Origin of the sequence: Auritidibacter ignavus, assembly GCF_029853775.1 — a bacterium.
Classification (GTDB): domain Bacteria; phylum Actinomycetota; class Actinomycetes; order Actinomycetales; family Micrococcaceae; genus Auritidibacter; species Auritidibacter ignavus.
This window is the reverse complement of sequence record NZ_CP122564.1, coordinates 348,176-373,442: the sequence shown is the minus strand read 5'-3', so window position 1 is coordinate 373,442 and position 25,267 is coordinate 348,176. Positions and strand designations below refer to the sequence as shown.

Genomic DNA, 25,267 nt, shown 5'->3' with positions numbered 1-25,267 from the left:
TAGTCCCGGTGCGACCACAAACGGCGGGGGTGGCCACCAAGACAGTGGCCACCCCCGCCGTTTGTGTCTCAGCGCAGATTAGTCGAAGCGTGGTGTGGAGTCGCGACTGCGCTTGAGCTCATAGAAGTAGGGGTAGCCCGCCAGCGCTACAGCACCATCAAAGATCTTGCCGGCTTCTTCACCGCGCGGAATCTTGGACAGCACCGGGCCGAAGAAGGCAGTGTCACCGAACTGCACCACCGGAGTGCCGACCTCGTTACCGACCAAATCAATTGCCTGCTGGTGGGAGCTGGCCAGTGCCTTGTCGTTCACGTCGGTCCGTGCATCAGCGATGACCTGATCGGCCTGTTCGCTGGCTCCGATCTCCTCCAGAGCGGTCCGGACGGCTGCCTCGCGATCAGAGACGTCATTGTTGTGAATCTGGGTGCCCACTGCAGTGTAGAACTCGCCTAAACGATCATGCCCCAGACGTTGTTCGACGGCGACAGCGGCCCGGGCAGGCAACCACACGTTGGGGTCTTTCTCTTTGCCCTCGGCATCATTGAGGATGCCCAGCGACATCACATGCCAGTCGAGGGTGATATCGCGGACCTGCTCGACTTCACGGATCCAGCGCGAGGTCACCCAGGCGAAGGGGCAGATCGGGTCAAACCAGAAATTGACGACGTTATTTTCGGCCATCGGAGCGTATCTCCTTCTGTCGGGTTCCGGAATCTACTGCAATGCAGTCTGTTGGGCATAGCGACACGCTTCGCGGATTTATTCCGTACAGTTCCGATACCGGTCAAAAACGTAAAATTAGGCCGATTTGGTGCGCCGTTTGTGGGTCACCTCGCGAGTGACCATCAGCGGTTCGGCCTCACCTCGCACGACGTCGCCGGTGATCGTCACCGAGGCAATGTCGTTTCGTGAGGGCAGATCAAACATCACCGGCTGTAGCACGTTTTCCAGAATGGAGCGTAGCCCACGGGCTCCTGCACCTCGTTCTTCTGCCTGGTCCACGACAGCATCAAGAGCGGACTGGTCAAATTCAAGCTCGACACCATCTAACGCAAACATCTTTTGGTACTGCTTCAGCACAGCGTTCCTCGGCTCGGTCAGCACCCGAATGAGTGCCTCCCGATCCAGTGGGTCTACTGCGGTAATGACCGGCAGGCGCCCAATGAATTCAGGAATCAAACCAAATTTCAGCAGATCTTCAGGACGCACATCAGAGTAGGAGGGCAACTCCCCTTCACCGAAACTCGACAAGGCTGCGCCGAAGCCGATCCCCTTACGTCCAGCCCGGGACTCGATAATGCCATCGAGTCCGGCAAATGCACCGGCCACGATGAACAGGACATTAGAGGTATCAATTTGCAGGAATTCCTGGTGCGGGTGCTTGCGACCGCCCTGTGGCGGCACCGAGGCAACGGTACCCTCCAGGATCTTCAGCAGGGCCTGTTGCACCCCTTCACCGGAGACGTCGCGGGTAATCGAAGGATTCTCGGATTTCCGTGAGATCTTATCGATCTCGTCAATATAGATAATGCCCTGTTCGGCCTTCTTGACGTCAAAATCTGCGGCCTGAATCAGCTTAAGCAGAATGTTCTCGACATCTTCGCCCACGTAGCCGGCTTCGGTCAGTGCGGTTGCGTCCGCGACGATAAACGGCACGTCGAGTTTCTTGGCCAGGGTCTGTGCCAAGTAGGTTTTGCCCGAACCGGTAGGGCCGACCAAGAGGATATTCGATTTTCCGACCTCCACATCGGCCAGCGCATCTAGAATCGAGTCATCTCCGAACGTGTCGGTAACAGCCTGGCGGATGGTGTCATTGCCCCGGACACGTTTGTAATGGTTGTAGACCGCGACTGACAAGGCTTTTTTGGCTCGTTGCTGGCCAATGACGTACTGGTCCAAGTGGTCGAAAATCTCGCGAGGAGTCGGCAAGTCGACGTCGTTGGTCTCGGCAACTTCGGTGAGTTCTTCCTCAATGATTTCGTTGCACAGTTCAATGCACTCATCACAGATGTAGACGCCGGGACCGGCGATGAGCTTACGAACCTGCTTCTGGGATTTGCCACAGAAGGAACATTTCAGCAGGTCCGCACTTTCTCCGATTCGTGCCAAGGTGACTCCTCACAATTTTGTTTCGATCCAAGCATAGTAGCTGGCCGGAACTTTTCTGCCCCGTTACACCCGTGTGCCTTGCTCGCTCAGGGGATCTCCCGCCCAAAACTACCCCGAACGTCCCGGGCGATGGAAATCTCGTCTCCACGCTGGGGATAACCACACAGAAAGGCACCGGTGGCGTGAACATCTCATCGCAGAGTGTCCACCCCACCGGTGCTACTGTCAGGCTTAGCTACGTTTGATCTTGCGCGACTCCAGCACCTCGTCGACGAGACCGTATTCTTTGGCCTCTTCGGAGGACAAGAACTTATCGCGGTCAATATCAGCGCGAACCTGATCGACGCTACGGTTGGTGTGCTGGGCGAGGACTTCTTCCATCCAGGTACGAATCCGCAACAATTCGTCAGCGTGAATCTGTAGATCCGTTGCCGTACCACGGTCACCGCCCATGGATGGCTGGTGGATCAGCACGCGCGCGTTGGGAAGCGCCAGGCGCTTGCCCGGAGTGCCGGCGGCCAGCAAGACAGCGGCAGCCGAGGCTGCCTGTCCCAGGCACACGGTTTGGACCTCGGGGCGGATGAACTGGAGGGTGTCGTAGATCGCCGTCATCGCGGTGAAGGATCCACCCGGGGAGTTGATGTACAGAGTGATGTCACGTTCCGAATCCATGGCTTCTAGCACCAAAAGCTGAGCCATAATGTCATCGGCGGAGGCGTCATCGACCTGGGTTCCCAGGAAGATAATCCGGTCCTCAAACAACCGAGCGTAGGGGTCCTGTCGTTTGAAACCGTAGGGAGTGCGTTCCTCAAATTGCGGGAGAATGTAGCGTGCCGAAGGCATCATCGGCGCCTGCGCGGCGGGCATGTCCTGACCAGAGTGTTTGTGCTGTGTCATCGAAGAGCTCCTGAAAAGATGTGGTTAGTCCGCTGAGTGTGGTGGTGACACCAGGATGGTTACTGCTCGACGCCGCCACCACCGGATACGGAACCGGCACGTTCGGCGATGTGGTCGAAGAAACCGTATTCCAGGCCCTGCTCGGCGGTAAACCACATGTCGCGTTCATTATCTTTGAGGATCCGTTCCACACTCTGGCCGGTCTGTTCTGCAGTCAGCTCGGCCATGACTTTCTTCATGTGCATGATCAGCTGGGCCTGAATGCGGATGTCAGACTCGGTACCACCGATACCGCCGGAGGGTTGGTGCATCAGAATGCGGGCGTGGGGGGTGGCGTAGCGCTTGCCCTTGGTCCCGGAAGAGAGCAGGAACTGTCCCATGGAGGCAGCCAAACCGGTTGCTACAGTCACCACGTCGTTGGGAATGTACTGCATGGTGTCGTAGATGGCCATCCCGGCCGTCACCGAGCCACCCGGGGAGTTAATGTAGAGGTAGATGTCGCTCCGGGGATCCTCTGCGGAGAGCAACAGCATTTGCGAGCAGATTGCGTTGGCGTTGTCATCGCGAACTTCAGACCCCAACCAGATGATGCGCTCTTTCAGCAAACGGTTGTAGATGTAGTCTTCACGTTCGGCCGGATCGACAGTGGCCATCCGTGGTGCGGGGGACGAATCTGTCATGGACGTCCTACCTTCCTTCAATGCTGACAGCTACCTCCACGGCAGCCTGGTTGAATCATCTTCGGGAAAAACACTACTGATGATCGGCTCGTTCTGGGGCCACAGCACACGGTATTTCGCTGTTGGCACGAGTCCGTCACATGCCACGGGCCCGCCGGGGAGCAATTCTGCTCCTCAACGGGCCCGTTCAGTATGGCTGAGTTTTATTTCTGCTCGTCGTCGGCTTCCTCGGTGGATTCGCTTGTTTCGTCCTCTTCGGTGGGCTCAGCGACCTCGTCCGCGTCATCGTCCTGTGGCTTAACGAAGGACGACAGGTCCACGGCGTTGCCCTTGGTGTCGGTCACCTCGGCGTATTCGAGGACCTTGGCCAGAGCCTTGCGACGACGCACCTCACCCATGATCATCGGCACCTGGTTGCCCTGATCCAGCATCTGCGCGAACTGGTTGGGGTCCATGCCGTATTGCTGAGCGGTGGTGATAATGTATTCGATCAGCTCAGCCTGTTCGACGCCGATTTCTTCCTGATCGGCGACCTCATCGAGCACGATCTCGTTGACGAAGGCTTCGCGGAAGTTGTTCTCGACTTCTTCGCGGTGCTCCTCCGTGTCATGGTCATCTCCGGCAGAGTGACCGCCATCGTTGAAGTGCTGTTCCAGCTGTTCGGTAATGACCGACTCGGGCACGGGCACCTCGACCAGCTTCAGCAGTTCCTCCAGGACCTTGTCGCGGGCTTCAATCCCCTGGTTGGTCACGGCTTCGTCAGCAGCCTGCTTCTTGAGATCTTCCTTGAGTTCATCGAGAGTATCAAACTCGGAGGCCAGCTGTGCGAAGTCATCGTCAGCCTCGGGCAACTCGCGCTCCTTGACGGCGTTAAGCACCACCTTGACGGTGGCAGCCTCACCGGAGTGCTCGCCGCCGGCCAGGGTGGTCTCGAACACGGCGTCTTCTCCGGCTGATAGACCGTCGAGTGCCTCGTCCATACCCTCGAGCATGGTGCCAGAACCGATCTGGTAGGACAGGTCTTCGGCCTCATCAACCGTTTCACCGTCAATGCTGGCGGTCAAAGAGATCGTCACGAAATCGTCCTGCCCTGCCGGGCGATCGATGTCTTTCAGGGTGGCAAACCGTGCACGCAGGTCGTCCAGAGCCTTTTGCTCATCTTCTGCGCTGGGCTCAGCCGGGTCAACAGTGACCTTCAGGCCCTTATAGTCTGGCAGTTCAACCTTGGGCCGAATGTCCATTTCAGCGGTAAACTTCAGGGGCGCTTCGTCATCGCCGTCGGCTCCGGGAACGGCCTGGATATCCACCTCGGGGCGAGACAGTGGCACGACCTCAGCCTCGCGCAGACCCTGCTGGAAGAATGAGTCCAGGTTGTCGTTGACGGCCTGTTCGATCACCAGACCACGACCGAAGCGCTGGTCGATCAAACGCGGAGGAACCTTGCCCTTGCGGAAACCAGGGATCTGCACCTGATTGGCAATGCTCTTATACGCAACGTCAATACGGGGCTTGAGTTCTTCGTAAGGAACCTCAATCTCCAGCTTGACCCGAGTGGGGCTGAGATTCTCTGTTGTGGACTTGACCACGTAGGACTCCTGATATCGATCGTGGATAAATGGAATTGTGTAGCGGTTAACGACGAACCGAAACTGTCGGGACGACAGGATTTGAACCTGCGACCTCACGCTCCCAAAGCGCGCGCTCTACCAAGCTGAGCTACGTCCCGAAATGCCCGGGCACAACACACCGTGTTGACTCCGACAACAGTGGCACCCTGACGGTGAAACGATCCTTCACCGCACGTGGATTACTCCGCAGGACCGTTGACTGAATAACCATCACGCAGGCCTGGAGGCCACTAGGCACCCACGATATCTTAGTCTGTTTCGCGTCCAAAACGGAAATTTGGACTGAACACTTTTTTGCACTACACTCAAATTCGCTGTGCATTGCAGTGGTGATAACTACTCTGATGTGCACTGCGGGGATGTAGCTCAATGGTAGAGCCTCTGCCTTCCAAGCAGATAGTGCGGGTTCGATTCCCGTCATCCCCTCCACAACGGCTTTGATCCGCCCAGCCCCGGTAGTTCATTGAGGTATGCACACAGAGGGCTCGCGGCCTTTTTCACCTGGGTTCCTCGCCCTCGTCCTCCGTTGAATAAGCAACGGTTGGCAACCCGGTTAGCAATGCTTGCGAGGAATTATCGCGCCCACACTTCATCGGAGCGAAAGCTGTGGTGTCCCGCGCCAAACATCAGGACACTCTCTCGCTCGTCCGTTGCGGGTCTAGGCCACCGGCAACTGGGTGCGGTCACCGGGCTGGTGTGCCGGCAAAGCCGGTTCGTCCGGGTTGTCGTCGACGGCACCGCGGGCCTTGAGACGTTGCACCACAGTGGCAGCTTCCTGACGGGTCGAGCCCTCAGCTGCTTCCTTCAGATGAGCGAACTCGGCAGGGATCTGCCGACCCAGCGCGTTCATGGCCTCAACGTAGAGCTTGCCGGAACGGTAGGAAGACCGCACCAACGGCCCTGACATGCAGGCCTTGACACCACGCTCGTAGGCGAAGTCACGCAACCGGAGGAACTCTTGGGGCTTGACCCAGCGGTCGACCGGCTGGTGTAGCGGCGAGGGTCGCATGTACTGGGTGATGGTCAAAATGTGGGTTCCGGCATCGACCAGATCGCCAATGGTTTCTTCAATTTCTTCGGTGGTCTCTCCCATGCCGAGAATCAGGTTGGATTTGGTGACCAGTCCTGCGTCGCGGGCTTTACTGAGTGCACCCAAGGATTTCTCATACCGAAAGGCGGGACGAATAATCTTCATCAACCGCGGAACAGTCTCGATGTTGTGGGCAAAGACCTGGGGCTGAGCGTCGAAGACCATCTGCAACGGGCGGTCTCCCCCGCGGAAGTCATCGACCAGCAGCTCCACCCCGGTGCCTTCGCCACGACGATGAATGGCACGGCAGGTTTCAGCATACAGCCAGGCGGCACCGTCTTCGAGGTCGTCGCGGGCCACACCGGTCACCGTCACATAGCGTAGCCCGAGTTCCGACACCGAGTCAGCCACACGTTCGGGCTCTTCTTGGTCGTACTCCCCCGGCTTACCGGTGGCGATGTCGCAGAAGCTACACCGGCGGGTGCACACCGCCCCACCGATTAAGAACGAGGCTTCCCGGTCTTCCCAGCACTCGTAAATGTTGGGGCAGTTGGCTTCCGCGCAGACAGTGTTCAGAGACTGCTTGCGGACTTGCTCACGCATGTTCCGGTATTCCGGCCCAACTGTGGCTTGGGTTTTCAACCAGTCGGGTCGATCCTCGCGAGGTACTTGAGCGTTTCGCGCCTCGATGCGCAATAGCTTGCGTCCTTCTACTTTCGGCAAGGTCGACATGTCAGGTGTTCCTCTCCTTGTGAGACGAGATCGGATCAGCTGTGGTGTGGCTGAAGACTCTGGTCCGTTTCTGCGGTGGTGGAGTAGATCGGATCAATCAGTGGGGTCAATCGTTCGGTGAGCTCCGCGACCAGCGGATCAACCAGATCAGCGACCGCAAGGTCGGTGACGCCTTCTTCTGCCATCGAGGTCACCGCAGCGTCATTGATGCCACACGGGATAATCCCAGTGAACGATGTATTGGGGTCGGTCGTGACGTTGAGCGAAATACCGTGCATGGTCGCCCCGCGCGAAATCTTCAGGCCAATGGCCGAGATCTTCCGGTCGGGGTTGCGCAACCAGACTCCGGCCCGGTCCTGGATGCGTTCTACCGGCAAGTCGTAGTGTTCACCCAGCACGGTGAGCACGGAGGCTTCCACACTGCGGATGTAGCGCAATGTGTCGATGGGCTCGGCAAGCTTGACGATCGGGTACACAATGAGCTGTCCGGGCCCGTGCCAGGTCACCGATCCGGCACGGTCCGTCTCAATCACCGGAATCTCATCGGAGATAATGTCGACAGCCTTGGTGTTCCGTCCGGCCGTGTAGGTGGATTCGGCCTGCCAGATCAGTAGCGTTGATTCTTCTCGGCCTTCAGAGACAGCCCGGTGAATTTCACGTTGGCGCTGGTCCATGGTCGCATAGCTCTGTAGACCGTTGTCGAGTTCGTTGAGAATGCGCATGCAATCCCCTCAATCCTGCGCGATGAAAGTACATCCATTAAACCAGATGACTTCGGTTGATGACGCAAATTATCTTATCCCTGACAGCGGGTGCACCAGTACAGTTTTCGTTGGTGCATCGATTCCACGACAATGTTCTGTGTGCCACAGACCCGGCATGGCTCGTTCTGTCGTTGATAGACGTAATAGGCGTGCTCGGGCCAGGCATCGTTCAGAGCGATTCCGGGACGATCTTCGGCCCGGGTGGTGATAATCTTCCCGGTCGCGACACCACGACGCATCAGTCGCACTTCATCCTCCCACAGCTGGTGCAGCTGTTCCGCGCCGAGTTGTCGCGACGGGGTGTGCGGGTTGATGCCGGTGCGAAAGAGCCCTTCGGCCCGGTAGATATTGCCGATTCCACCAATGATTTTCTGGTCCATCAGCACCTCCCCGATGGGACGTCGAGTGGCCAGCGCTCGGTCGATAAACCGTTGCGGGTCGGCATCACGTCGCAAGGGGTCAGGTCCAATACTGGCCACCACGTCGCCAGCTTCATCCACGGTGAGCACCCGGACCACAGAGGCACCGATGAGATCAGCCCACCCGTGGTCGGAGACGATCCTGACCCGAGTGGTGGGTTTGGGCTCTGGCGGATCGACCGGGTTGGTGCTCAGCTGCAAGGAGTGCTGCTCACGTTCGCCGATCTTGCGTGGAGCTCCGATCGAGGACACGGTGGCCACATGCTCGTCACCACCGAAGGTCCAGGCCCCGTACATGCCCAAATGCACGTTGAGGATCAGCTCGTGGTCAAAGACGAGGAAAAAATGTTTCCCGTAGGCTTCAGCCCGCGTAGCCCGCCGCCCGTCTAGCCGGGCGGCGCCGGCACTGAACCGTCCTTGCGGAGAGGTGATGCGTAACGGTTGGTCGGTAAAGACCTCGGAGAAATATCGGGCCAACCGGTGGATGGAGTGTCCTTCAGGCATCAGCTACGTCGTTACGCGTCCAACCCGTCGGTGCCCAGTTCGAAACCTTCGATCTCACCGCGCTGTTCGAACTCGGCAACCTGGTCAATGCGGCGCTGGTGACGTTCTTCACCGCTAAACGGTGTCTCTAAGAATGCGGTCACAATTTCCAAGGCTTCCTCGGCTGCGTGCTGGCGCCCCCCGATAGCGATGAGCTGAGCGTCATTGTGTTCACGGGCCAGGTGGGCGGTGGCTACTGACCAGGCCAGGGCAGCTCGGATACCGGGGACTTTATTAGCAGCAATTTGTTCACCATTGCCGGACCCACCCAGCACAATACCCAAGGAGTCCATTCCGGCTGCACGTTCCCGGGCGACTGCGAGCGCGGCGTTGATGCAGAATGACGGGTAATCATCGTCGGGGTCATAGGCCTGAGGCCCGTGGTCCAACACGTCGTATCCGGAATCAGTCAGGTGATCAATGAAGTAGTGGGCCAAATCCAGCCCGGCATGATCGGTGGCAATGTGCACACGCATGGCGTTGGTCTCCCCTTGGTGTTGCTGCGGTCGATGACGGTGTGAGCCTCACCTTCACCCTACCGCGAACCCTCTCACCGCGGAGCACCGGCTGACGAGCCAGCTATCCAACGGTGAGTCTGCTGTGGCAGACAAGAAACGCACAGAAAGTGACACAATGGGGAACAGACCAAGAGACGACCGGACTTCGAATCCGATCAACCCGAGACGTCCAGCGAGGTGTTTTGTAGAGGATGACCACATCACAGTTGCTCAATATCACGGCCACCGAAGCACAAGCGCGGGCCACCGCGTTCGATGTCGAGTCGTACCAGGTTGAGCTGGATCTCTCGTGGGACGGTGAAGTGTTCGGGTCTCGTACCGAGGTGCACTTTACCGCTGCGGACCGCGCCAGTATCGCCCCGGAATACAGTTTCATCGACTTTGTTGGGGACTCGTTGCGCGAGGTGAGTCTGAACGGCATCAACCTACCCACCGACGAGTATCACGGCGCTCGTATTGCCCTGCCGGTCGAGCATCTCGCCGATACCAACGTGCTGGTCGTCGATGCTGTGGCCCGCTATACCAATACCGGTGAGGGACTACACCGCTTTGTGGATCCGGTCGATAACGAGACCTACCTGTATTCGCAGTTCGAGGTGCCCGACTCGCGCCGGGTGTTCACGGTCTTTGAACAACCCGATCTGAAAGCCACCTTCCAGTTCACGGTCATCGCCCCGGACCACTGGACCGTGATCTCCAACCAACCCACCCCGGATCCGATTCCTCTGGAATTATTAGCCGGAGCCGGTGTGACCGGTCGCCGGGACGACACAGCACACCACAGCCGGGGGCATCTGGCTCGCTGGGAATTCACACCCACGCCACGACTGTCTTCATATGTGACCGCGCTGATTGCCGGCCCCTACTATTCGGTGCACTCCACAGCCACCTCCACCACCGGCCGAGAGATTCCGCTGGGACTGTACTGCCGGGCTTCGATTGCCGAGTATTTGGACGGTGACAACCTCTTTGAAATCACCCGGCAAGGTTTCGACTTCTTTGAGCACGAATTCAATACGCCCTACCCGTTTGAAAAATATGATCAGCTATTTGTCCCAGAGTTCAATGCCGGGGCGATGGAAAATGCCGGCGCCGTGACATTCTTGGAGGACTATGTCTTCCGTGGCCCGGTGGCCGAACAGCTGGTCGAACGACGGGCCATCACGATCCTGCACGAGATGGCCCACATGTGGTTCGGCGACTTGGTGACCATGCGCTGGTGGAATGATCTGTGGCTGAATGAGTCCTTCGCCGAGTTCGTCTCCCACGTCGCAGCGGTGCAGAACACCCGGTTTGATCAAGCCTGGACCACCTTTTCCGCGGTCGAGAAAACCTGGGCCTACCGCCAGGACCAGCTCAGCACCACGCATCCGATTGTGGCCGATATCAGGAACCTGAATGACGTGCTGGTGAATTTCGATGGCATCACCTATGCCAAGGGTGCCTCGGTGCTCCGGCAACTGGTGGCCTATGTAGGTCACGACGCATTTGTGGAAGGTGTGCGTCGTTATTTCCATACTCATGCCTATGGCAATACGGCGCTGAAAGATCTCCTCGGTGAACTGCAGCTGGCCTCGGGCCGTGACCTGGCCGAGTGGTCCGAGCTGTGGCTGAGGAGCTCTGGGATCAACACGCTCGAGCCACAGCTACAGCTTGCCGAGGACGGTGAGACGATCTCCTGTTTGCAGATCCTGCAGTCGTCTCAGCACAGTGAAACGCCATTGCGTCCCCACCGGGCGGTGGTGGGCTGCTACCGGAACGACCCGGCCCACCCCGAACGGCTGATTCGGGCCGAACGGATCGAGCTCGACATCACCGGTGAGACCACCGAGGTCCACGTACCGGCCGGCACGAAGGTCCCGGACATTCTGCTAGTCAATGATGAAGACCTGACCTATGCGAAGGTGGTGCTGGACCCGGATTCCGCGCGCACCACCATCGACCGGCTGTCGGATGTGGCAGATTCCGGAGCTCGTGCGGTGCTCTGGGGTGCATTGTGGCACATGACCCGTGATGGAGTGCTCTCGGCCTCGGCGTTTATTAGTACCTTGCTGAAGCATCTGGGTGCAGAGACCCACTCGAGTTTGATCTTCACTCTGATCCGTCAGCTCAATACCGCACTGAATCGATATGTTCCGGCCAGCCATCAGCCCCAGATCCGGCACACGGTCGCCGAGAAGCTCTGGGAGCTGGCCACCGCGGCACCGGCCGGCAGTGATACCCAGCTCCAGTTCTTCAAGGCGTTCATTCTCCATGCCCGCCACCACCAGCTCGAGATCCTCTCCGAGGTGCTCAGCTATGGTGCTCACGGTCAGGATCCGCGGTTGCCCGGGCTGGTGCTCTCCGACGAACTGCGCTGGGATGCGCTGACCTCGCTGGTAGCCGGTGGCTACGCCGGGGTGACGGAGATCGAGGCAGCGGCTCAGGCCGATACCACGGCCACGGGAGCGTTGTCTCGTCATAAGGCCATGGCAGCCCGGCCCGAAGCACAAGCCAAAGCTGACACCTGGAGCCGGCTGGTGGAGGCTGATATGTCCAATACCACCCAGCGCCAAACCATTATTGGTTTCAACCGGGTCCACGACCGTGCAGTGCTGGAACCGTTCATTGACCAGTACTTCGAGGTCATCGACACCGTCTGGGGCCAGCGCTCGCACGAGATGGCCGAAACGTTCGCCGAAGGCCTCTTCCCCGGCTGGGATGTCTCCGAATCCACTCTCGAGAAGGCCTCGACCGTCCTGGCATCTACCAACCATTCTGCGCTGCAACGAGTTCTGGCAGAAAACCGCGATGATCTGATCCGGTCCCTGAGGGCCCAACGAGCCTTTGAAACGACACCGTCTGGCAATCACCGCAGCACCGGTAGCACGAACGAGACGAACGACGCATGATGGAACACACCTTTCAGTTACGCGCCGAATGGTCGAGCCGTGACACCCCGCACCCGAAGCGGGGGTTCACCCGAGATATCCTCATCCAGGCCGATGGGCCCGGTGAACTGCAGGGCTCAGCGGCCAGAGCGTTTCATGGTGACACCTCCCGGTGGAATCCGGAGCAGTTATTGCTGGCGGCTCTGGCCGAGTGCCATATTCTGTCGTACTTATTCGTGGCAGGCCAAGAAAAATTGGCGGTCTCCCACATCGAGGTCGGTGGCGAGCTACTGCTCTCGCACGACCTGAAAGAGGGCGGACAAGTCGCCAGTGCGGTGTTACGCCCCCAGGTGTGGCTGGATGAGGCGACTCATGACCAGGACCCCCAGGCCTACCAGCGGGCCGGAGAGTTGCACGAGACAGCTCATCAACAGTGTTTCGTCGCCCGGTCGGTGAATTTTCCGGTGGCCATCAAGCCGGTGACCACCGGAGAACCTAAGCGAAAGTCACCTCAGTTCACCACCCGCCTGGGTGCTCCGATTGCACTGCGACCGCCCCGACCGGCCAAAAAACCCGTGTCGGTCACCGGTGCCACCGGTTCCCCGGCAGTGGAACAGCGTAGCTTCTACGACCAGGTGGGCGGACACGAAACCTTCGCGAAACTGGCGCGGGTGTTCTACGAGCAGGTCGCCACGGACCCGGAGTTCCGTGCCCTGTATCCCGAGGAAGACCTGGGTCCTGCAGAAGCTCGACTGCGCATGTTTCTGGAACAGTACTGGGGTGGGCCCACCACTTATTCCCAGCAACGTGGCCACCCGCGGTTGCGGAAGCGCCACATGCCCTTCGAGATCGGGCCCCAAGAACGGGATACCTGGTTGAAATACATGAAGGTCGCGGTGAAGTCCTTAGACCTTGCTCCCCTGCAGGAAGAGACCCTGTGGGATTACCTCGAGCGCGCCGCCCACGCGATGCAGAACCGGTCTTAGCCCTGAATATGTCGCCAAACCAGGCATACCCCTTTACACACTGTCAGTTTCAGAAGGCGACTGCATTTCGATGCCAGTCGTGGCGCGGGGTGTGTAGCCAGCTTCTGACATGTCATTGTCAGGAGTCGCCTGCACAACCTGCCATTGAGTTCCTTATCGGTCAGGCGTTTTCCCTGTGCGGTTGCCGATCCTCAATACGGGTGTCTGGCTGCAGGGTGTGGAGCGTTTGACTCTCCTGTTACTGGAGGCCTGATACTGAAAAGTGTTAGCCCTACTTGAGGAGATTGCAGTCATGATGACTATTGGAGAATTTGCCCTGCACACCGGTATCAGCGTGAAGGCGCTGCGATTTTATGATGAGCGTGGAATCCTGCCAGCGGCCGAGGTCGACCCGGCCACCGGGTACCGGTTCTACGTCGCCGGGCAGCTACGGGCCGCTACCACTATTCGGGTTCTGCGGGCAGCTGGGATGCCGCTGGAATCTGTCGAACAGGTGTTGCAGGAGCCAGACCGTGCTGTGGACCTGCTGGCCACCCATGAGCGTCAGCTCCAAGCCCAGCGGGAAGTTCAAGACCGAGCGATCCGTATCGGCCAAGGCATGCTGGCCGAATCAGGCCAGCAGCCAGACGTCAAAACCCGGCACGTCGGTCCCACCCATTGGGCAGCGATCTCAACCACGGTCCGGGTCGCAGACGATGACATTGACGATGCCGATTGGGCAAACAGCGACTTTCAGATGCTCCACACCGCACTATATCAGGCGGGTAATCCGCCTATCGGCGGCTGGTGGACTGCTATCGATCCAGCTGATGCCGCTGATGAGGTGGAGGTATTGTTGAGTTGGCCGGTGCGTGAACCAGTCCCGAAGGACTTCTCCCTCGACGGTGTAGAGCTACGCACTGGGACTCTGCCAGATCGTACCGAAGCATTCGTGCGCACCGAGATCGATGAGGTTGAAGACGACCTCCTTGACGATACTGCAGGCGGTCGTTTGCTGCATCCGAAGTATCTCGACTTCGTCGAATACCTGGATAAAAACGGCCACCAATTTCGTCAACTACGACAAGCCGCAGTACTCCACGACGAAGGTGTGCCGGTGGCCATGGAAATCACTGCCACCATCAACCCATAAGAGGGTGCTCTTGCGTCTAGAATATCTGTCACATTAGCTGCCGGCGACCCTGTTTGCATGACGTAGAATACATAACGGGTTAAGTGACAATTTTCCCTAGTCGGTGCTGTGCCGTCGGATTGTCACTTAAACGAACGAATACATGACAGGAGCAGACCAGGATGTTGATCGGGTACGCACGAGTCTCAAAAGCAGACGGGTCCCAAACCACGAACCTGCAACGGGACGCGCTGCTTGCCGCAGGCGTGGACCCGGAGCAGATTTACGAAGATCAAGCGTCCGGCAAACAAGACGATCGTCCCCAGCTAGCGGCGTGTCTGAAAGCGTTGCGCTCCGGGGACACGTTGATCGTGTGGAAGCTCGACCGGCTGGGTCGGGATTTGCGGCACTTAGTGAATGTCGTCCATGATCTGACCGACCGTGGCGTGGGGTTGAAGGTGCTCACTGGTCAAGGGGCGGCCATTGACACCACGACTGCTTCCGGCAAACTGGTGTTTGGCATTTTCGCTGCTCTGGCGGAGTTTGAACGTGACCTGAGTTCTGAACGCACCAAGGCCGGACTCGCTTCAGCGCGAGCACGTGGCCGCAAAGGTGGGCGACCCTACAAAATGACGCCGGCCAAAGTCCGCCTGGCTGCGGCGTCCATGGGCCAACCGGGTACCAAGGTCGGTGAGCTGTGCAAAGAACTCGGAGTCACCCGGCAAACCCTTTACCGCCACGTCTCTCCGACAGGGGAACTCCGTCTCGACGGTAAAAAGCTCCTTGGCATCGACCTATGAATCGTCTTCTGAAATCCGTGCAGTCAGCTTCTGGAAATGACAGTGAGCGTGCCGAATATCTGCGGCAGTACAGCCCATATTGCTGGCATCAAACCGAGATAGCAGGTTCGGCAACTCATCTATACCCACCAAAAAGACTTTTCTTTACCAGAGAGCGCCATATAACACAAGCCTGGTCTTTTCTGCGTATCCCGATAAGCTAAATCCACCACTATCGAGCATCACAAACCCTCATTCGTGCTGATGAGGCTTCCGGGTTGATGCGGGTTTCCACACCATGTCGGTGCCACCGTCTTCAAGCATCCAGCAGGTGCTTTCCTGGCTGTGGGTAATGTGCGAGGAGAACCAGTAGGTTTCATCGGGGTTCCAACCGGCGATGACACTAGCAGTACCCGTGATCTCATTGACGGGAATCGTCACACCGGCTGCGGCCAGATATGCGCCGACCTGGAGATGTACGGCGTCATAATGCTCTGCGACCTGCGCCCAATCGGGGATCACCCAACGGCCGGTGCGTCCGGTTGTACGGTACCAATCGTGGCGTTTCTGTGCGGTCACCTCCAGCGGAAATCGCGCGCACAGTTCTGCCCAGTCAGCGGCACTATAAATTTCGAACACCGACGCTTTCTTCGGTACGATCAGCTCCACGCTGTTTGCGCGCTCCCATCCGAGGTGATCCTCGACGAACCAAAGCCCGGCAGGACTGCCATCAAACAGCAAGCGCGTGGAGGAGGGCATGGTCTTGGGTGGGTGTGACCACCATTCGCCACTCCAGTTCGCAGTGGGGTCCGCGTCGCGTTCCGTACGAGCGGCATGTTCTTCGGTCCGTTCGCGGTGTCGGGCTGCCAACAGGGCTGCCTGAATATCATCAGGGATAGCTGGTGGAGGAGCATCTTCCCATTGCACTGAATATTGTGCCGGGATATAGACTGGCGTGCACCACCATGCTGTCAGTTGAGAGGCAGCGACATGCTGGGCTACACGTTGGAGGCCAAGATACATCTCGGGAACTGCCGCTAGTAGGTCTTCGCCGTCGGGCTCCTGCCAGTACCGGGCGTTGCCCACAGCCGCTACCAAGGCTTGTCGGAGCGATTGCGGTGTCGGGTCGGGCAGTTCGACAGCATCGAGGCGCTCTGCGACCGCAGCAGGGGTGACCTCCACTAGGTGCGTATCCGACATGGGCTCACCGAAAACCGCATCCGTGTTGTTATTGCCAGGCTCCAGGTGACGGGAGGCGAGGATCGCTGCATGACCGAACGTGCCTTCGGCACGAACCGGATTGCGTGCAAGTTCGGAAGCCAGGGCATACTCCAGCAAGAAACGGCGGCCTCGGGGGCCGGAAAGTAGGACTTGTTCAATGCTTAATTCTGGGGGACTACCGCCCATGTACTTAACCCTCACTTCTTGGGTTCTTCATCTCCGCTTTGCTTTGTCAGCAAAGCCATGAAACTGTCAGGATGGGAGTCGCCATTCGGCAGCAGGATACCACCTATCGCGTAATACTCAGTGTCCGCGATGGCCTCTTCAACGACGCCTGAGGAGATCTTTACGCCGCTGGTGCCCCAGGCAGCATCCTCGCAGGAAACTTCAGCATGAGGCCCACAAAGAGGGTAGGTTACAACACTAACCGGCACGCCTTCAGCATCGAGTCCGTCTGGGTATACCTTCTTTTACGATCCAAGCCTTCAAGGCTGAGCGCGATTCCCGCGTGCCAATCATCGAACTGGATCTTTTGCGTCCGGAGGACCTCCTTGAGTAAGCGGTGGAGTTTAGCTGCCGTGGATCCCTGAAACATCTGACGTGGTTCAGGCCTACTGTGAAGACGCCTTAGGAAATCCCCCAGACGTCTCGGTTACTGCGCCATCACTTGGGCGATTCTTATGATTTCTACGTGGCTGTGAGTTGGCATGTTCATGAGTTGAATGCGGAGTTCAGTGAACCACTCCGGAAAAATGAGGCCCAACAGATTGCCAACGGCATCCACAGATGGATCACTACCCAGTCCCGGATGTGGACCAATGGGGTAGCAGTCTATGAGGCAACATTCAGCACTATCCAAGTGGCACGAGGACGGGAAAGTGGTCAATAAAGACGGAACGGATTAAGCGCCCAAGATTTATTGGAGGCCTCAAATGTCAGCTGAACAGCTAGGCTTTTCTCCTAGAACCATGCGTGATTTCGTTGCTGAACCCCGGAACGATGATCTCAACCGCGGTGAACAGCGCCGTAGAAAGATCCGCAAACTGCAGGGGCAGAGTTTATCGATGCGGGCCATTGCTGAGCAAGCTGGGTGTTCAGTCAGCACCGTCCACAACGCACTCAATCACCAAGACCACGACCAGGGACCAGATTCGGATCATGTCGAAGCGTCCTGGGTTCACCATCGCCCAAATCACCGAACAGTTCGACGTCTCGCGGTCTACCGTGCGCAGAGGCCTGAATAATAGTCGTTTTTTCATTGACAAGCCTGAGCGGCAGTGAAAACCTCGATGGGTATAGATTTCACCTGCAATCGCTAGGAGCGCCCTATGAAAAGCTCAGCAGCTATCAAACCATTTGGTGTCTTAGCCCTAAGCGCTTGCATGGTTTTTTCTACAGGTGCTGCACATGCTGCAGATGAAAGCCATGATGACCAAACAGTTGACCAGCAACAGCTGAATGAACATCAAGTCCAGCTAGAGTTTTCTGATTATTCTTTTGAGGCTACTGATGATGGCGAAGTAGAGGCAATTAACCTAGAGACGGGCGAGACTGAAGAAGCCCTGCCGGAGGAAACTGGCTCATCGTAATTGAGAGTGTAGAACCGGTCTGAAGCCGCCGGACTCGAGCAGACATCTCGCGATGTAGTGCGTGAGGTTGCGGAAGCCGAGTGCTGAGCCCCGTAGGTGTTCGAGCCTGCCATTGATCGCTTCGGTAGGCCCGTTCGACGTTCCCGGTCGGGTGAAGAACGCCAGGATATCAGCAGCTCGACGCTTCAGAGTCCGTCCTAACCGCTTGAGTTCGGCCAGTCCTGTCGGCAGATTCGTCGTCAGATCGTCGATGACTGTTTGTAAGAGCTTCTTGCCCTCGTTGCCGTCGTTGGTTCGGTAAGCGCGCACAATGTCTTGATAGACGGCCCAGGTGACTTCGACGGCGGTGAAGTTGGCGTCGGCGAAGAGGTCTACGATCCGCTCCTGCTGTTTGGCCGTGAGCAGATCAGCACCGGTGTGCAGAGTCCTGCGCGCTCGATACAACGGGTCTGTTGCTCGTCCGCGATGCCCGGTGGTTTCCTGCTGAATGCGGCGGCGTACCTCGTCGAGGGCATCACCGGCGAGTTTGACGACGTGGAACGGGTCCATGACTTCGACAGCCTCGGGCAGTTCCTCAACGGAGGCTGTTTTGAAGCCGGAGAATCCGTCCATCGCGACGACGTCGATGCCATCACGCCAGTCTTTCGGTCGGGCTTTCAACCATTGCTTGAACACCTGTTTCGATCGTCCGGGCACCATGTCGAGCAGGCGTGCCGGGCCTGCTTTCTGGCTGATGGGAGTAAGGTCGATGATGACGGTGACGTACTTGTCACCGCGCCTGGTGTGCCGCCAGACGTGTTCGTCGACACCAATGACGCTGACCCCGTCGAACCGGGCCGGGTCGTCGATCAGCAGTCGATGTCCCTGCGCGAGGATCGCGGAGTTCGCGGTGTGCCAGGACACGGCGAGTTTGCCTGCGATCACGGACACGGTGTCGTGGTCGATGACGAGGGCACGCAGCGCCCAGTCGAGGCCGGTTCGCGAGATCTTCGCTCGTGGTGGCGCCGCAGCAGTGGTGTTCTGACGCCATACGCGGCCGCATTCGACGCATTTGTACCGGCGGAGGCGAATGTGAAGCGTGGTGGCCGGTGGCCGAAGGGTTCGTGGGCGAGGCGGCGGACGACGGTGTCGCGGACGATCCCGTGTCCGCCACACCGTCGGCACCAGTCATCGGCAGTGTTGGGCTGGCATTCCAGAATGGCTTTGTGCCCGGTGATGTGCTGGCCAATGCACGTGAGGTCAAGGGAGTCGAGCCGGCAGAACGTCGTGAGATCAGGAGATGAGAAAGTAAGCTTGGACACGTCGAGGTCTTTCGGATGGACTGTGTAAGAACTTCCATCATCGGAAGACCTCGACGTCTATCCGGACAGCGCCACGCCGTGTCCTGGAATCACTGATCCACACCCTCAATTACGAAGAGCCAGGAAACTACGGACGCTTACGGGAATGAAGTAGCTCTTAAATATGGCATTGAAGATGACAACACCCTGATAGTCACAGCCGTCGACAGCGATTCCGATGCCTCAGGCTCTTTAGGGGCTCAATCTGCTGGAAGGGACGCTAAATGTTGGCTGGGAATCGTAGGTTCAGGAGTAGGCGGCGGACTTGCAGGAACAGCTACTGGAAGTGCCGTTCCTGTAATAGGAACAGCAGCAGGAGCTGTTTCAGGTGCAATGGCGGAAAACGCTGTTGGCACCGCTAATTACTGCCGATAAATAATAGGGGCGTGTTCTCATACACTGGAATAATCGACAGCGGACTCGTTGGTTTTGGATCATGATGGCTTTTGGTGCAATCTTCTTGCTATTCATGATCAGCGTGAAAACGCCGTTAGAGTCAATTTTGATTGTTTCCGTACCATATTTTATTTGTGCAGTAGCTCTACTAGCAGTAAACCGCCGTTCCTCTAATGACACCTAATATACCTATTCGATCGAGCAACTACCTGCACAGCAAAATTAAAATTCTATCTGAAGATTTACCGCTCGAATCCTCGGTCCTGGTCCCTGTCGCGGGTGGGTCGGCACGGTCTTGCCACCGAATGCCGTTGAGGTAGTTATACGACGCTAGACCAGGTGGCGGAGGACCCGAGCCACCGTCCGGTCCGGGGCCAGCGCACGGAGTTTCCGGAATGCCATATCGGGCAGTGAGACTCCGTAGTGGATACTGGCCCGTTGCCATTGGTTGCGCGGATGCACCGCGGTGTAGATCTTTTCGGCGACGTCTCGCGGGGTAATCCGCACCCCCAGCGTTCGGATGGATTTGGCGCTCACCTCAGCCAGTGCCGTCTTGGCCCACAGCGGCATGACATCGATGACCCGAATATCATCGTGTTTCCATTCCAGCCCGAGTCCTTCGGTCAATCCTTTGACGTAGAATTTCGTGGCCGAATACACCAGCACATCGGGCTGACCGTAAATCGCCGATGCCGAGCACATATTCACCAGGGTGGAGCCGGGTGTGGCCTTCAAATACGGGTGTGCTGCCCGGGCACCGTAGGTTGGTCCGGCGCAGTTGACCTCAATGGTGTTCAGAATTCGGGCGGGGTCTTGGCGAGCCAGAGCACCGTCAATGATCACGCCGGCGTTATTGTCGAGCACATCGAGCCGTCCCCCGGTGTGCGAGGTGAATTCAGCCAGTGCTGTATCCCACTGCTGTGGGTGGGTGACATCCAAGTGCCCGGTGATCAGGTGTGGATGTCCGTAGGGAATCTCGTTGACGTCGTAGGCTCCCACGAACCATCCGGCGGATAAGAATTTTTGTGCGGTGGCCCGGCCAATTCCTGTGGCTGCTCCAGAAATGAAAATTGCCCTCATACGGTCACTCTAAAGGACCAGCACGACACTGAATAGAGATCACTGGTGACGCACCGTACTCGAGGCCGCTAGACGGTGATGGCCGGACGCGAGACGATGTGCCCGCCCCGAGATGTCAGTCGCAACCAGACTCCTGCCCGAAACAGCTGGGAGGTGCCCCGCTGGGTCAAAAAACTCAGTCCGGACGCGGCAAAAGCCATCCCGGCCGGAAATTGCGCCACGGCCGGGTCGCCGTATGTCTCACCCCAGATTGCGGTGCGGGCCTGGTGAACCATTGCGGCCCCGGGACTGGTGGGCAACGTTTCTGCGACGTGGCGGATGCCCTGTCGAGATAATTCGCTCAGCTCAGCGTCGTCGATCACCGCTACCAGTCGCCACTGGGTTCTAGGCGGTGTCATGCCGGTCCAGGCGGTTTCTTCTTCTACCGGAGGTAGCGTGAGCCACGTGATGTCCTGGGAGGTCATCCGACTGGTACGGTCGGTAATCGCTTGTAACGGGTAGACACGGTCGAGTCCATCCAGCACACCAACTTGGTCCTCAGAGTTGTTCAACCCCACGGTCCGAACACCGAGGACGTAGGGCATCTGGTCGCCAAGGCTCAGGGGGCTGAAAATATTGACGGTGGTCACCAAAACATTGCGTTGGACTTGGAGACGCATGCTGGTGGCTTGAAGGTGCTTGGCCCGTTCCGCAAAGCGATGCAAATCGTTCACGACACGGTCATTGGCCAGCGGTATGCGGTGCCCCTGAGTCATCCCGCCATTCTCCCACGAATGGAACACGCGTGCGCTCTGTTGACGACACGAGCGGTTATGATCGATGACAGAATTATTCGCATCGCACTCATCAGAGGGGCACCATTCACATGACCGAGACCAATGGTTCCGAGACGCCGAGGCTAGATTCAACGGATCTACTCCGTCAAGTCTTGGATCTGGAGTATCAGGCAATCATTGATTCCAAGAAAATCTATACCGGCACAACGCCGCCACAATATGGTGGGCGTGTGTTTGGGGGCCAGGTCCTGGCCCAGGCATTGATTGCCGCTGGTGACACGGTCGATGACGAACGGCACCTGCATTCGATGCATGCCTATTTCGTCCGACCCGGCGATGCCCAGGTGCCCATTAACTTTGTGGTGGAAGAAGTCCGCGATGGACGGTCTTTTTCGGTTCGCCATGTGGCAGCGCAGCAACACGGTAAGACCATTCTGACCCTGACCTGTTCCTTCCAGGCCGAGGCATCCGGGATGGACTTTTTCCAGCCCATGCCGCAGGGCATGCCCGACCCACGGAGCATCCCCAGCACTGAAGAGTTGTTGGGCGGCATTGACCATCCTCAAGCCCAGGAGATGGCCTCACGTCGCCCCTTCGATATTCGGATGATTTCCGAACCGGTCTACATCGGTCCTGCGCAGGAGCGTTCCTCGCAAACAGCGTGCTGGTTGAAGACCTTTTCCGGCATCGAGCTGGGACATAATCAGCAGGCGGCTGCCCTGGCCTATGCAGCTGACTATATGCCCTTTGATCCGATTCTGCGCCAGGCCGGGCTGTTCTGGGCCACTCCCGGGATTTCGATGGCTTCGCTAGACCACGCCATGTGGTTCCACCGTCCCATCAAGGTCGATGAATGGATGCTGTATGTGCTGTCCAACCCCTCAACCCAGTCGGCGCGAGGCACCAGTATCGGGCAGTTCTATTCCACCGCTGGAGACCTCATTGCCACCGTCGCCCAAGAAGGCATGATCCGCACCCCGGATGACGACAACGCCCCGTCCTCATGATCTCGTCAGTCCTGACACGTGCCGTAACTGTCGTCTGTTAGCACAGCATCTAATCGCACTAACAGCACAGAAACCACCAACGGGGTCTCACCACACACGATGGCGAGACCCCGTTGGTGTTCAGGGCGTGGAGATCGTGACTCTAGTCGCGAGTCAGTTTCCGGTGGGTCACCCGGTGCGGACGTGCTGCCTCGGGGCCGAGACGCTCGACCTTATTTGCCTCGTAGGATTCGAAGTTCCCCTCGTACCAGTACCAGTGAGCGGGGTTTTCTTCGGTGCCTTCCCAAGCCAACATGTGGGTCGCGACACGGTCTAAGAACCACCGGTCGTGGGAAATGACTACCGCACACCCGGGGAATTCCAGCAGAGCGTTTTCCAGTGAGGTGAGTGTTTCCACGTCGAGGTCGTTGGTCGGCTCGTCAAGGAGGAGCAGGTTGCCACCTTCTTTCAACGTCAGCGCCAGGTTCAATCGGTTACGCTCACCGCCGGAGAGCACACCAGCTTTCTTCTGCTGGTCCGGGCCTTTGAATCCGAAAGCGGACACATAGGCCCGAGAAGGCATCTCCACATTGCCAACTTGAATGTAGTCCAGTCCGTCAGAGACGACCTCCCACAGGGACTTCTCGGGATCAATATTGGCACGGTTCTGATCCACGTAGGAGATCTTCACCGACTCACCGATCTTCAGCTCTCCACCGTCGAGGTCTTCCAGCCCCACGATGGTTTTGAACAGGGTGGTCTTACCCACACCGTTCGGCCCGATGATACCGACGATGCCGTTCGGCGGGAGCGAGAACGACAGGTCATCAATCAGGACGCGATCGCCAAAGCCTTTGCGAATATTGGTGGCTTCGATGACCTGCGATCCCAAGCGGGGGCCCGGCGGAATCTGAATCTCTTCGAAGTCAAGCTTGCGGGTCTTCTCCGCTTCAGCTGCCATCTCTTCGTAACGTGCCAGACGAGCCTTCTGCTTGGCTTGACGCCCCTTGGCATTGGTCCGAACCCAGTCGAGTTCGTCCTTGAGGCGTTTGGCCAGCTTGGCGTCTTTGCGCCCCTGAACGGCCAACCGTTCACGCTTCTTCTCCAAATACGTGGAGTAGTTACCTTCGTAGGGGTAAAGACGACCGCGGTCGACTTCTGCAATCCACTCGGCCACGTGATCCAAGAAATACCGGTCGTGAGTCACGGCGATAACAGCGCCGGGGTAGGTCTTTAAGTGACCTTCCAGCCACTGCACCGATTCTGCGTCCAGGTGGTTGGTGGGCTCATCAAGCAACAACAGGTCAGGCTGTTCCAGCAACAATTTACACAGCGCAACACGACGACGTTCACCACCAGAGAGATGCGTGACGTCAGCGTTACCATCTGGTAGTTGTAGGGCTTCCATGGCTTGTTCCAACTGAGAGTCGATGTCCCACGCATCAGCGGCATCAATCTCTTCCTGCAACGTGCCCATTTCTTCCATCAAGGCATCGAAATCCGCATCTGGCTCGGCCATTTCGGCAGAGATCTGGTTGTAGCGCTCAAGCTTCTGGTAGATCTCTCCAACGCCCTCACGGACGTTGTCCAGCACATTTTTCTCTTCGTTGAGCGGAGGTTCCTGCAAGAGAATTCCGACCGAGTATCCCGGGCTGAGACGTGCTTCACCATTCGAGGCCTCGTCCAGACCGGCCATGATTTTCAGAATCGTTGATTTACCCGCACCGTTGGGGCCGACCATACCGATCTTCGCTCCGGGGAAGAACGACATGGTGACGTCATCGAGGATGACTTTATCGCCAACTTTTTTGCGGGCATTGATCATGGTGTAAATAAATTCCGCCATGCCCTCTACAGTAGTCGGTGGCCGTGGCAAATGCGTACTCGCACGCCACGGCCACCGCACGCTAGCTTAGGCAGCAACCTCTGGATCGTCGCCCTCCCCCTGCGGGGTTTCGACCGGGTCGCGCACCAGCGGAGAGGCGTCCCAAGACTCGGTGGACCCCGCAAATATTTCGTACGGACGCGAGAATTCCGCAAACCCCATCGCCAGATCGTGGCCGATGGTGGTGGCATAGATTTCGACTGCTGTCCCTTGGCGCTGTCCGTCTTTGGACGTCCAGGGACGAATGGACAAATTGCCCGTCACGACCACGGGTTGACCTTTCACGACACTGCGGTAGACATTATCGGCCAGTTTCTTATAGGCGGTGACGGTAAACCAGTTGGTATTGCCGTCTTCCCACTCTCCCGTGCGCTGATTCCATTTGCGTTCCGTCGAGGCCAAGCGGAAATCCACCGCCGAATCCCCCGAGGGTAGCGTGACTTTTCGTGGTTCGGTTCCCACGGTGCCTCGTACCGTCATGTTTTGTCGCATCGTCCAGCCCCTTTCTCATCATGTCTGCCCCCTGAATACCCCGATGCGGTGGGTGGGTGGGAGCTGACGGTGATGGTTATTCATCGATGGCATTGTTCTCAGCTCCCAGACTGGCAGCACGTGTGTGCCCTGTCCGGGTTACCTCCAGCTTCGTCGAGTTGAGGACAACTCGACACCTGCAGGACCTCAACTGTGGATAGTGGTGGCGCGTGTATTGGCCCTGTGGGGAACAAAGCGGATACAATAGGGGTGCTCATTTGCCTCAGTAGCTCAGCTGGATAGAGCAACGGCCTTCTAATCCGTAGGTCGGGGGTTCGAATCCCTCCTGGGGCGCTGTTGACCAGGTGCTGGTGTGCTGATCTGGTGTGCCGGTCTTGCCTCGACCGGTGTGCCCCTGACCCCGCGGGGCATGATATATGGCGAGACCGGACCGTGA

The 25,267-nt window shown here is 58.0% G+C and carries 21 protein-coding genes, 3 tRNA genes and 2 pseudogenes; 10 read left to right on the top strand and 16 right to left on the bottom strand.

Annotation, left to right across the window (positions count from 1 at the left end):
- Nucleotides 1-78: 78 nt before the first annotated feature.
- From QDX22_RS01640 to QDX22_RS01615, 6 genes are all read right to left on the bottom strand, one after another.
- The gene (locus QDX22_RS01640) at nt 79-681 is read right to left on the bottom strand and encodes a DsbA family protein (protein ID WP_110100386.1); all 603 of its coding nucleotides are present in this window, start codon (nt 679-681) and stop codon (nt 79-81) included.
- 117 nt (nt 682-798) lie between these two features.
- The gene (gene clpX / locus QDX22_RS01635; RefSeq protein WP_110099788.1) at nt 799-2,109 is read right to left on the bottom strand and encodes an ATP-dependent Clp protease ATP-binding subunit ClpX; all 1,311 of its coding nucleotides are present in this window, start codon (nt 2,107-2,109) and stop codon (nt 799-801) included.
- 231 nt (nt 2,110-2,340) lie between these two features.
- Nucleotides 2,341-3,006: an ATP-dependent Clp protease proteolytic subunit gene (locus QDX22_RS01630; protein WP_369860237.1), complete on the bottom strand. Its 666-nt coding sequence runs from the start codon at nt 3,004-3,006 to the stop codon at nt 2,341-2,343.
- A gap of 59 nt (nt 3,007-3,065) precedes the next feature.
- Nucleotides 3,066-3,686 carry an ATP-dependent Clp protease proteolytic subunit gene (locus tag QDX22_RS01625; RefSeq protein WP_110099789.1) on the bottom strand — a complete coding sequence of 207 codons (621 nt, stop codon included), beginning with the start codon at nt 3,684-3,686 and terminating at the stop codon, nt 3,066-3,068.
- A gap of 203 nt (nt 3,687-3,889) precedes the next feature.
- Nucleotides 3,890-5,272, bottom strand: coding sequence for a trigger factor (gene tig / locus QDX22_RS01620; RefSeq protein ID WP_122548665.1), 1,383 nt, complete (start codon nt 5,270-5,272; stop codon nt 3,890-3,892).
- Between the two features lie 66 nt (nt 5,273-5,338).
- Nucleotides 5,339-5,412, bottom strand: a tRNA-Pro gene (locus QDX22_RS01615).
- A gap of 257 nt (nt 5,413-5,669) precedes the next feature.
- Between QDX22_RS01615 and QDX22_RS01610 the strand changes: the two genes are divergently transcribed.
- A tRNA-Gly gene (locus tag QDX22_RS01610) sits at nt 5,670-5,743 on the top strand.
- Nucleotides 5,744-5,972: 229 nt separating this feature from the next.
- On the opposite strand, the gene QDX22_RS01605 is transcribed toward QDX22_RS01610, so the two are convergent.
- The 4 genes from QDX22_RS01605 to QDX22_RS01590 all read right to left on the bottom strand — a co-directional run bounded on the left by QDX22_RS01605 (nt 5,973) and on the right by QDX22_RS01590 (nt 9,278).
- Complete coding sequence (locus tag QDX22_RS01605) at nt 5,973-7,076, bottom strand: lipoyl synthase (protein ID WP_110100384.1); 1,104 nt, start codon at nt 7,074-7,076, stop codon at nt 5,973-5,975.
- Nucleotides 7,077-7,111: 35 nt separating this feature from the next.
- Nucleotides 7,112-7,798, bottom strand: a complete 687-nt coding sequence (gene lipB / locus QDX22_RS01600; protein ID WP_110100383.1) for a lipoyl(octanoyl) transferase LipB — start codon at nt 7,796-7,798, stop codon at nt 7,112-7,114.
- 74 nt (nt 7,799-7,872) lie between these two features.
- Entirely contained in the window at nt 7,873-8,763 is an 891-nt protein-coding gene (locus QDX22_RS01595) for an Fpg/Nei family DNA glycosylase (protein ID WP_110100382.1), read from the bottom strand.
- An 11-nt stretch (nt 8,764-8,774) separates the two neighbouring features.
- Nucleotides 8,775-9,278, bottom strand: coding sequence for a ribose-5-phosphate isomerase (locus tag QDX22_RS01590; protein ID WP_110100381.1), 504 nt, complete (start codon nt 9,276-9,278; stop codon nt 8,775-8,777).
- 233 nt (nt 9,279-9,511) lie between these two features.
- Here QDX22_RS01590 and pepN point away from each other — a divergent pair, with 233 nt between their 5' ends.
- The 5 genes and pseudogenes from pepN to QDX22_RS01565 all read left to right on the top strand — a co-directional run bounded on the left by pepN (nt 9,512) and on the right by QDX22_RS01565 (nt 15,087).
- Nucleotides 9,512-12,211, top strand: coding sequence for an aminopeptidase N (gene pepN, locus QDX22_RS01585; protein ID WP_279717929.1), 2,700 nt, complete (start codon nt 9,512-9,514; stop codon nt 12,209-12,211).
- Nucleotides 12,208-12,654: pseudogene (locus QDX22_RS01580) on the top strand (OsmC family protein); the annotation flags it as partial. The gene pepN and the pseudogene QDX22_RS01580, both read left to right, overlap by 4 nt.
- 144 nt (nt 12,655-12,798) lie before the next feature.
- Nucleotides 12,799-13,176, top strand: coding sequence for a globin (locus QDX22_RS01575; protein WP_233242980.1), 378 nt, complete (start codon nt 12,799-12,801; stop codon nt 13,174-13,176).
- 292 nt (nt 13,177-13,468) lie between these two features.
- Complete coding sequence (locus QDX22_RS01570) at nt 13,469-14,308, top strand: MerR family transcriptional regulator (protein ID WP_279717928.1); 840 nt, start codon at nt 13,469-13,471, stop codon at nt 14,306-14,308.
- 161 nt (nt 14,309-14,469) lie between these two features.
- On the top strand, nt 14,470-15,087 hold the full coding sequence (locus QDX22_RS01565) for a recombinase family protein (RefSeq protein WP_279717927.1): 618 nt from the start codon (nt 14,470-14,472) through the stop codon (nt 15,085-15,087).
- 231 nt (nt 15,088-15,318) lie between these two features.
- Here QDX22_RS01565 and QDX22_RS01560 read toward each other — a convergent pair whose 3' ends face one another.
- Complete coding sequence (locus tag QDX22_RS01560) at nt 15,319-16,473, bottom strand: hypothetical protein (protein WP_110123276.1); 1,155 nt, start codon at nt 16,471-16,473, stop codon at nt 15,319-15,321.
- Between the two features lie 972 nt (nt 16,474-17,445).
- Between QDX22_RS01560 and QDX22_RS01555 the strand changes: the two genes are divergently transcribed.
- Complete coding sequence (locus QDX22_RS01555; protein ID WP_110123443.1) at nt 17,446-17,568, top strand: DeoR family transcriptional regulator; 123 nt, start codon at nt 17,446-17,448, stop codon at nt 17,566-17,568.
- Nucleotides 17,569-17,615: 47 nt separating this feature from the next.
- Nucleotides 17,616-17,876 (top strand): hypothetical protein, encoded by a 261-nt coding sequence (locus tag QDX22_RS01550; RefSeq protein ID WP_279717926.1) that lies wholly within the window; start codon nt 17,616-17,618, stop codon nt 17,874-17,876.
- Here QDX22_RS01550 and QDX22_RS01545 read toward each other — a convergent pair.
- From QDX22_RS01545 to QDX22_RS01535, 3 genes and pseudogenes are all read right to left on the bottom strand, one after another.
- Nucleotides 17,868-19,177 (bottom strand): annotated as a pseudogene (locus QDX22_RS01545) (ISL3 family transposase). The gene QDX22_RS01550 and the pseudogene QDX22_RS01545 sit on opposite strands and share 9 nt — an antisense overlap.
- Nucleotides 19,178-19,942: 765 nt before the next feature.
- On the bottom strand, nt 19,943-20,692 hold the full coding sequence (locus tag QDX22_RS01540; protein WP_279717925.1) for an SDR family oxidoreductase: 750 nt from the start codon (nt 20,690-20,692) through the stop codon (nt 19,943-19,945).
- A gap of 68 nt (nt 20,693-20,760) precedes the next feature.
- On the bottom strand, nt 20,761-21,447 hold the full coding sequence (locus QDX22_RS01535) for a DUF8185 domain-containing protein (protein WP_279717924.1): 687 nt from the start codon (nt 21,445-21,447) through the stop codon (nt 20,761-20,763).
- A 110-nt stretch (nt 21,448-21,557) separates the two neighbouring features.
- Between QDX22_RS01535 and QDX22_RS01530 the strand changes: the two genes are divergently transcribed.
- Nucleotides 21,558-22,475, top strand: a complete 918-nt coding sequence (locus tag QDX22_RS01530) for an acyl-CoA thioesterase (protein ID WP_110100376.1) — start codon at nt 21,558-21,560, stop codon at nt 22,473-22,475.
- Nucleotides 22,476-22,617: 142 nt separating this feature from the next.
- On the opposite strand, the gene ettA is transcribed toward QDX22_RS01530, so the two are convergent.
- The gene (gene ettA / locus QDX22_RS01525; RefSeq protein ID WP_110099519.1) at nt 22,618-24,300 is read right to left on the bottom strand and encodes an energy-dependent translational throttle protein EttA; all 1,683 of its coding nucleotides are present in this window, start codon (nt 24,298-24,300) and stop codon (nt 22,618-22,620) included.
- Nucleotides 24,301-24,366: 66 nt separating this feature from the next.
- Complete coding sequence (locus QDX22_RS01520; protein ID WP_110100375.1) at nt 24,367-24,831, bottom strand: single-stranded DNA-binding protein; 465 nt, start codon at nt 24,829-24,831, stop codon at nt 24,367-24,369.
- Nucleotides 24,832-25,090: 259 nt separating this feature from the next.
- Here QDX22_RS01520 and QDX22_RS01515 point away from each other — a divergent pair.
- Nucleotides 25,091-25,164 (top strand) — tRNA-Arg (locus QDX22_RS01515).
- The last annotated feature ends 103 nt before the right edge of the window (nt 25,165-25,267 follow it).

Excerpts from the sequence above, each read along its gene's own strand:
- QDX22_RS01590 (WP_110100381.1), bottom strand. The coding sequence starts at position 9,278 with ATGCGTGTGCACATTGCCACCGATCATGCCGGGCTGGATTTGGCCCAC.
- QDX22_RS01530 (WP_110100376.1), top strand. The coding sequence starts at position 21,558 with ATGACCGAGACCAATGGTTCCGAGACGCCGAGGCTAGATTCAACGGAT.
- QDX22_RS01605 (WP_110100384.1), bottom strand. The coding sequence starts at position 7,076 with ATGTCGACCTTGCCGAAAGTAGAAGGACGCAAGCTATTGCGCATCGAG.
- QDX22_RS01640 (WP_110100386.1), bottom strand. The coding sequence starts at position 681 with ATGGCCGAAAATAACGTCGTCAATTTCTGGTTTGACCCGATCTGCCCC.
- QDX22_RS01630 (WP_369860237.1), bottom strand. The coding sequence starts at position 3,006 with ATGACACAGCACAAACACTCTGGTCAGGACATGCCCGCCGCGCAGGCG.
- QDX22_RS01595 (WP_110100382.1), bottom strand. The coding sequence starts at position 8,763 with ATGCCTGAAGGACACTCCATCCACCGGTTGGCCCGATATTTCTCCGAG.
- QDX22_RS01555 (WP_110123443.1), top strand. The coding sequence starts at position 17,446 with ATGTCGAAGCGTCCTGGGTTCACCATCGCCCAAATCACCGAACAGTTC.
- QDX22_RS01550 (WP_279717926.1), top strand. The coding sequence starts at position 17,616 with ATGAAAAGCTCAGCAGCTATCAAACCATTTGGTGTCTTAGCCCTAAGC.
- QDX22_RS01625 (WP_110099789.1), bottom strand. The coding sequence starts at position 3,686 with ATGACAGATTCGTCCCCCGCACCACGGATGGCCACTGTCGATCCGGCC.
- QDX22_RS01560 (WP_110123276.1), bottom strand. The coding sequence starts at position 16,473 with ATGGGCGGTAGTCCCCCAGAATTAAGCATTGAACAAGTCCTACTTTCC.
- QDX22_RS01570 (WP_279717928.1), top strand. The coding sequence starts at position 13,469 with ATGATGACTATTGGAGAATTTGCCCTGCACACCGGTATCAGCGTGAAG.
- QDX22_RS01565 (WP_279717927.1), top strand. The coding sequence starts at position 14,470 with ATGTTGATCGGGTACGCACGAGTCTCAAAAGCAGACGGGTCCCAAACC.
- lipB (WP_110100383.1), bottom strand. The coding sequence starts at position 7,798 with ATGCGCATTCTCAACGAACTCGACAACGGTCTACAGAGCTATGCGACC.
- QDX22_RS01540 (WP_279717925.1), bottom strand. The coding sequence starts at position 20,692 with ATGAGGGCAATTTTCATTTCTGGAGCAGCCACAGGAATTGGCCGGGCC.
- QDX22_RS01520 (WP_110100375.1), bottom strand. The coding sequence starts at position 24,831 with ATGCGACAAAACATGACGGTACGAGGCACCGTGGGAACCGAACCACGA.
- QDX22_RS01535 (WP_279717924.1), bottom strand. The coding sequence starts at position 21,447 with ATGACTCAGGGGCACCGCATACCGCTGGCCAATGACCGTGTCGTGAAC.
- pepN (WP_279717929.1), top strand. The coding sequence starts at position 9,512 with ATGACCACATCACAGTTGCTCAATATCACGGCCACCGAAGCACAAGCG.
- ettA (WP_110099519.1), bottom strand. The coding sequence starts at position 24,300 with ATGGCGGAATTTATTTACACCATGATCAATGCCCGCAAAAAAGTTGGC.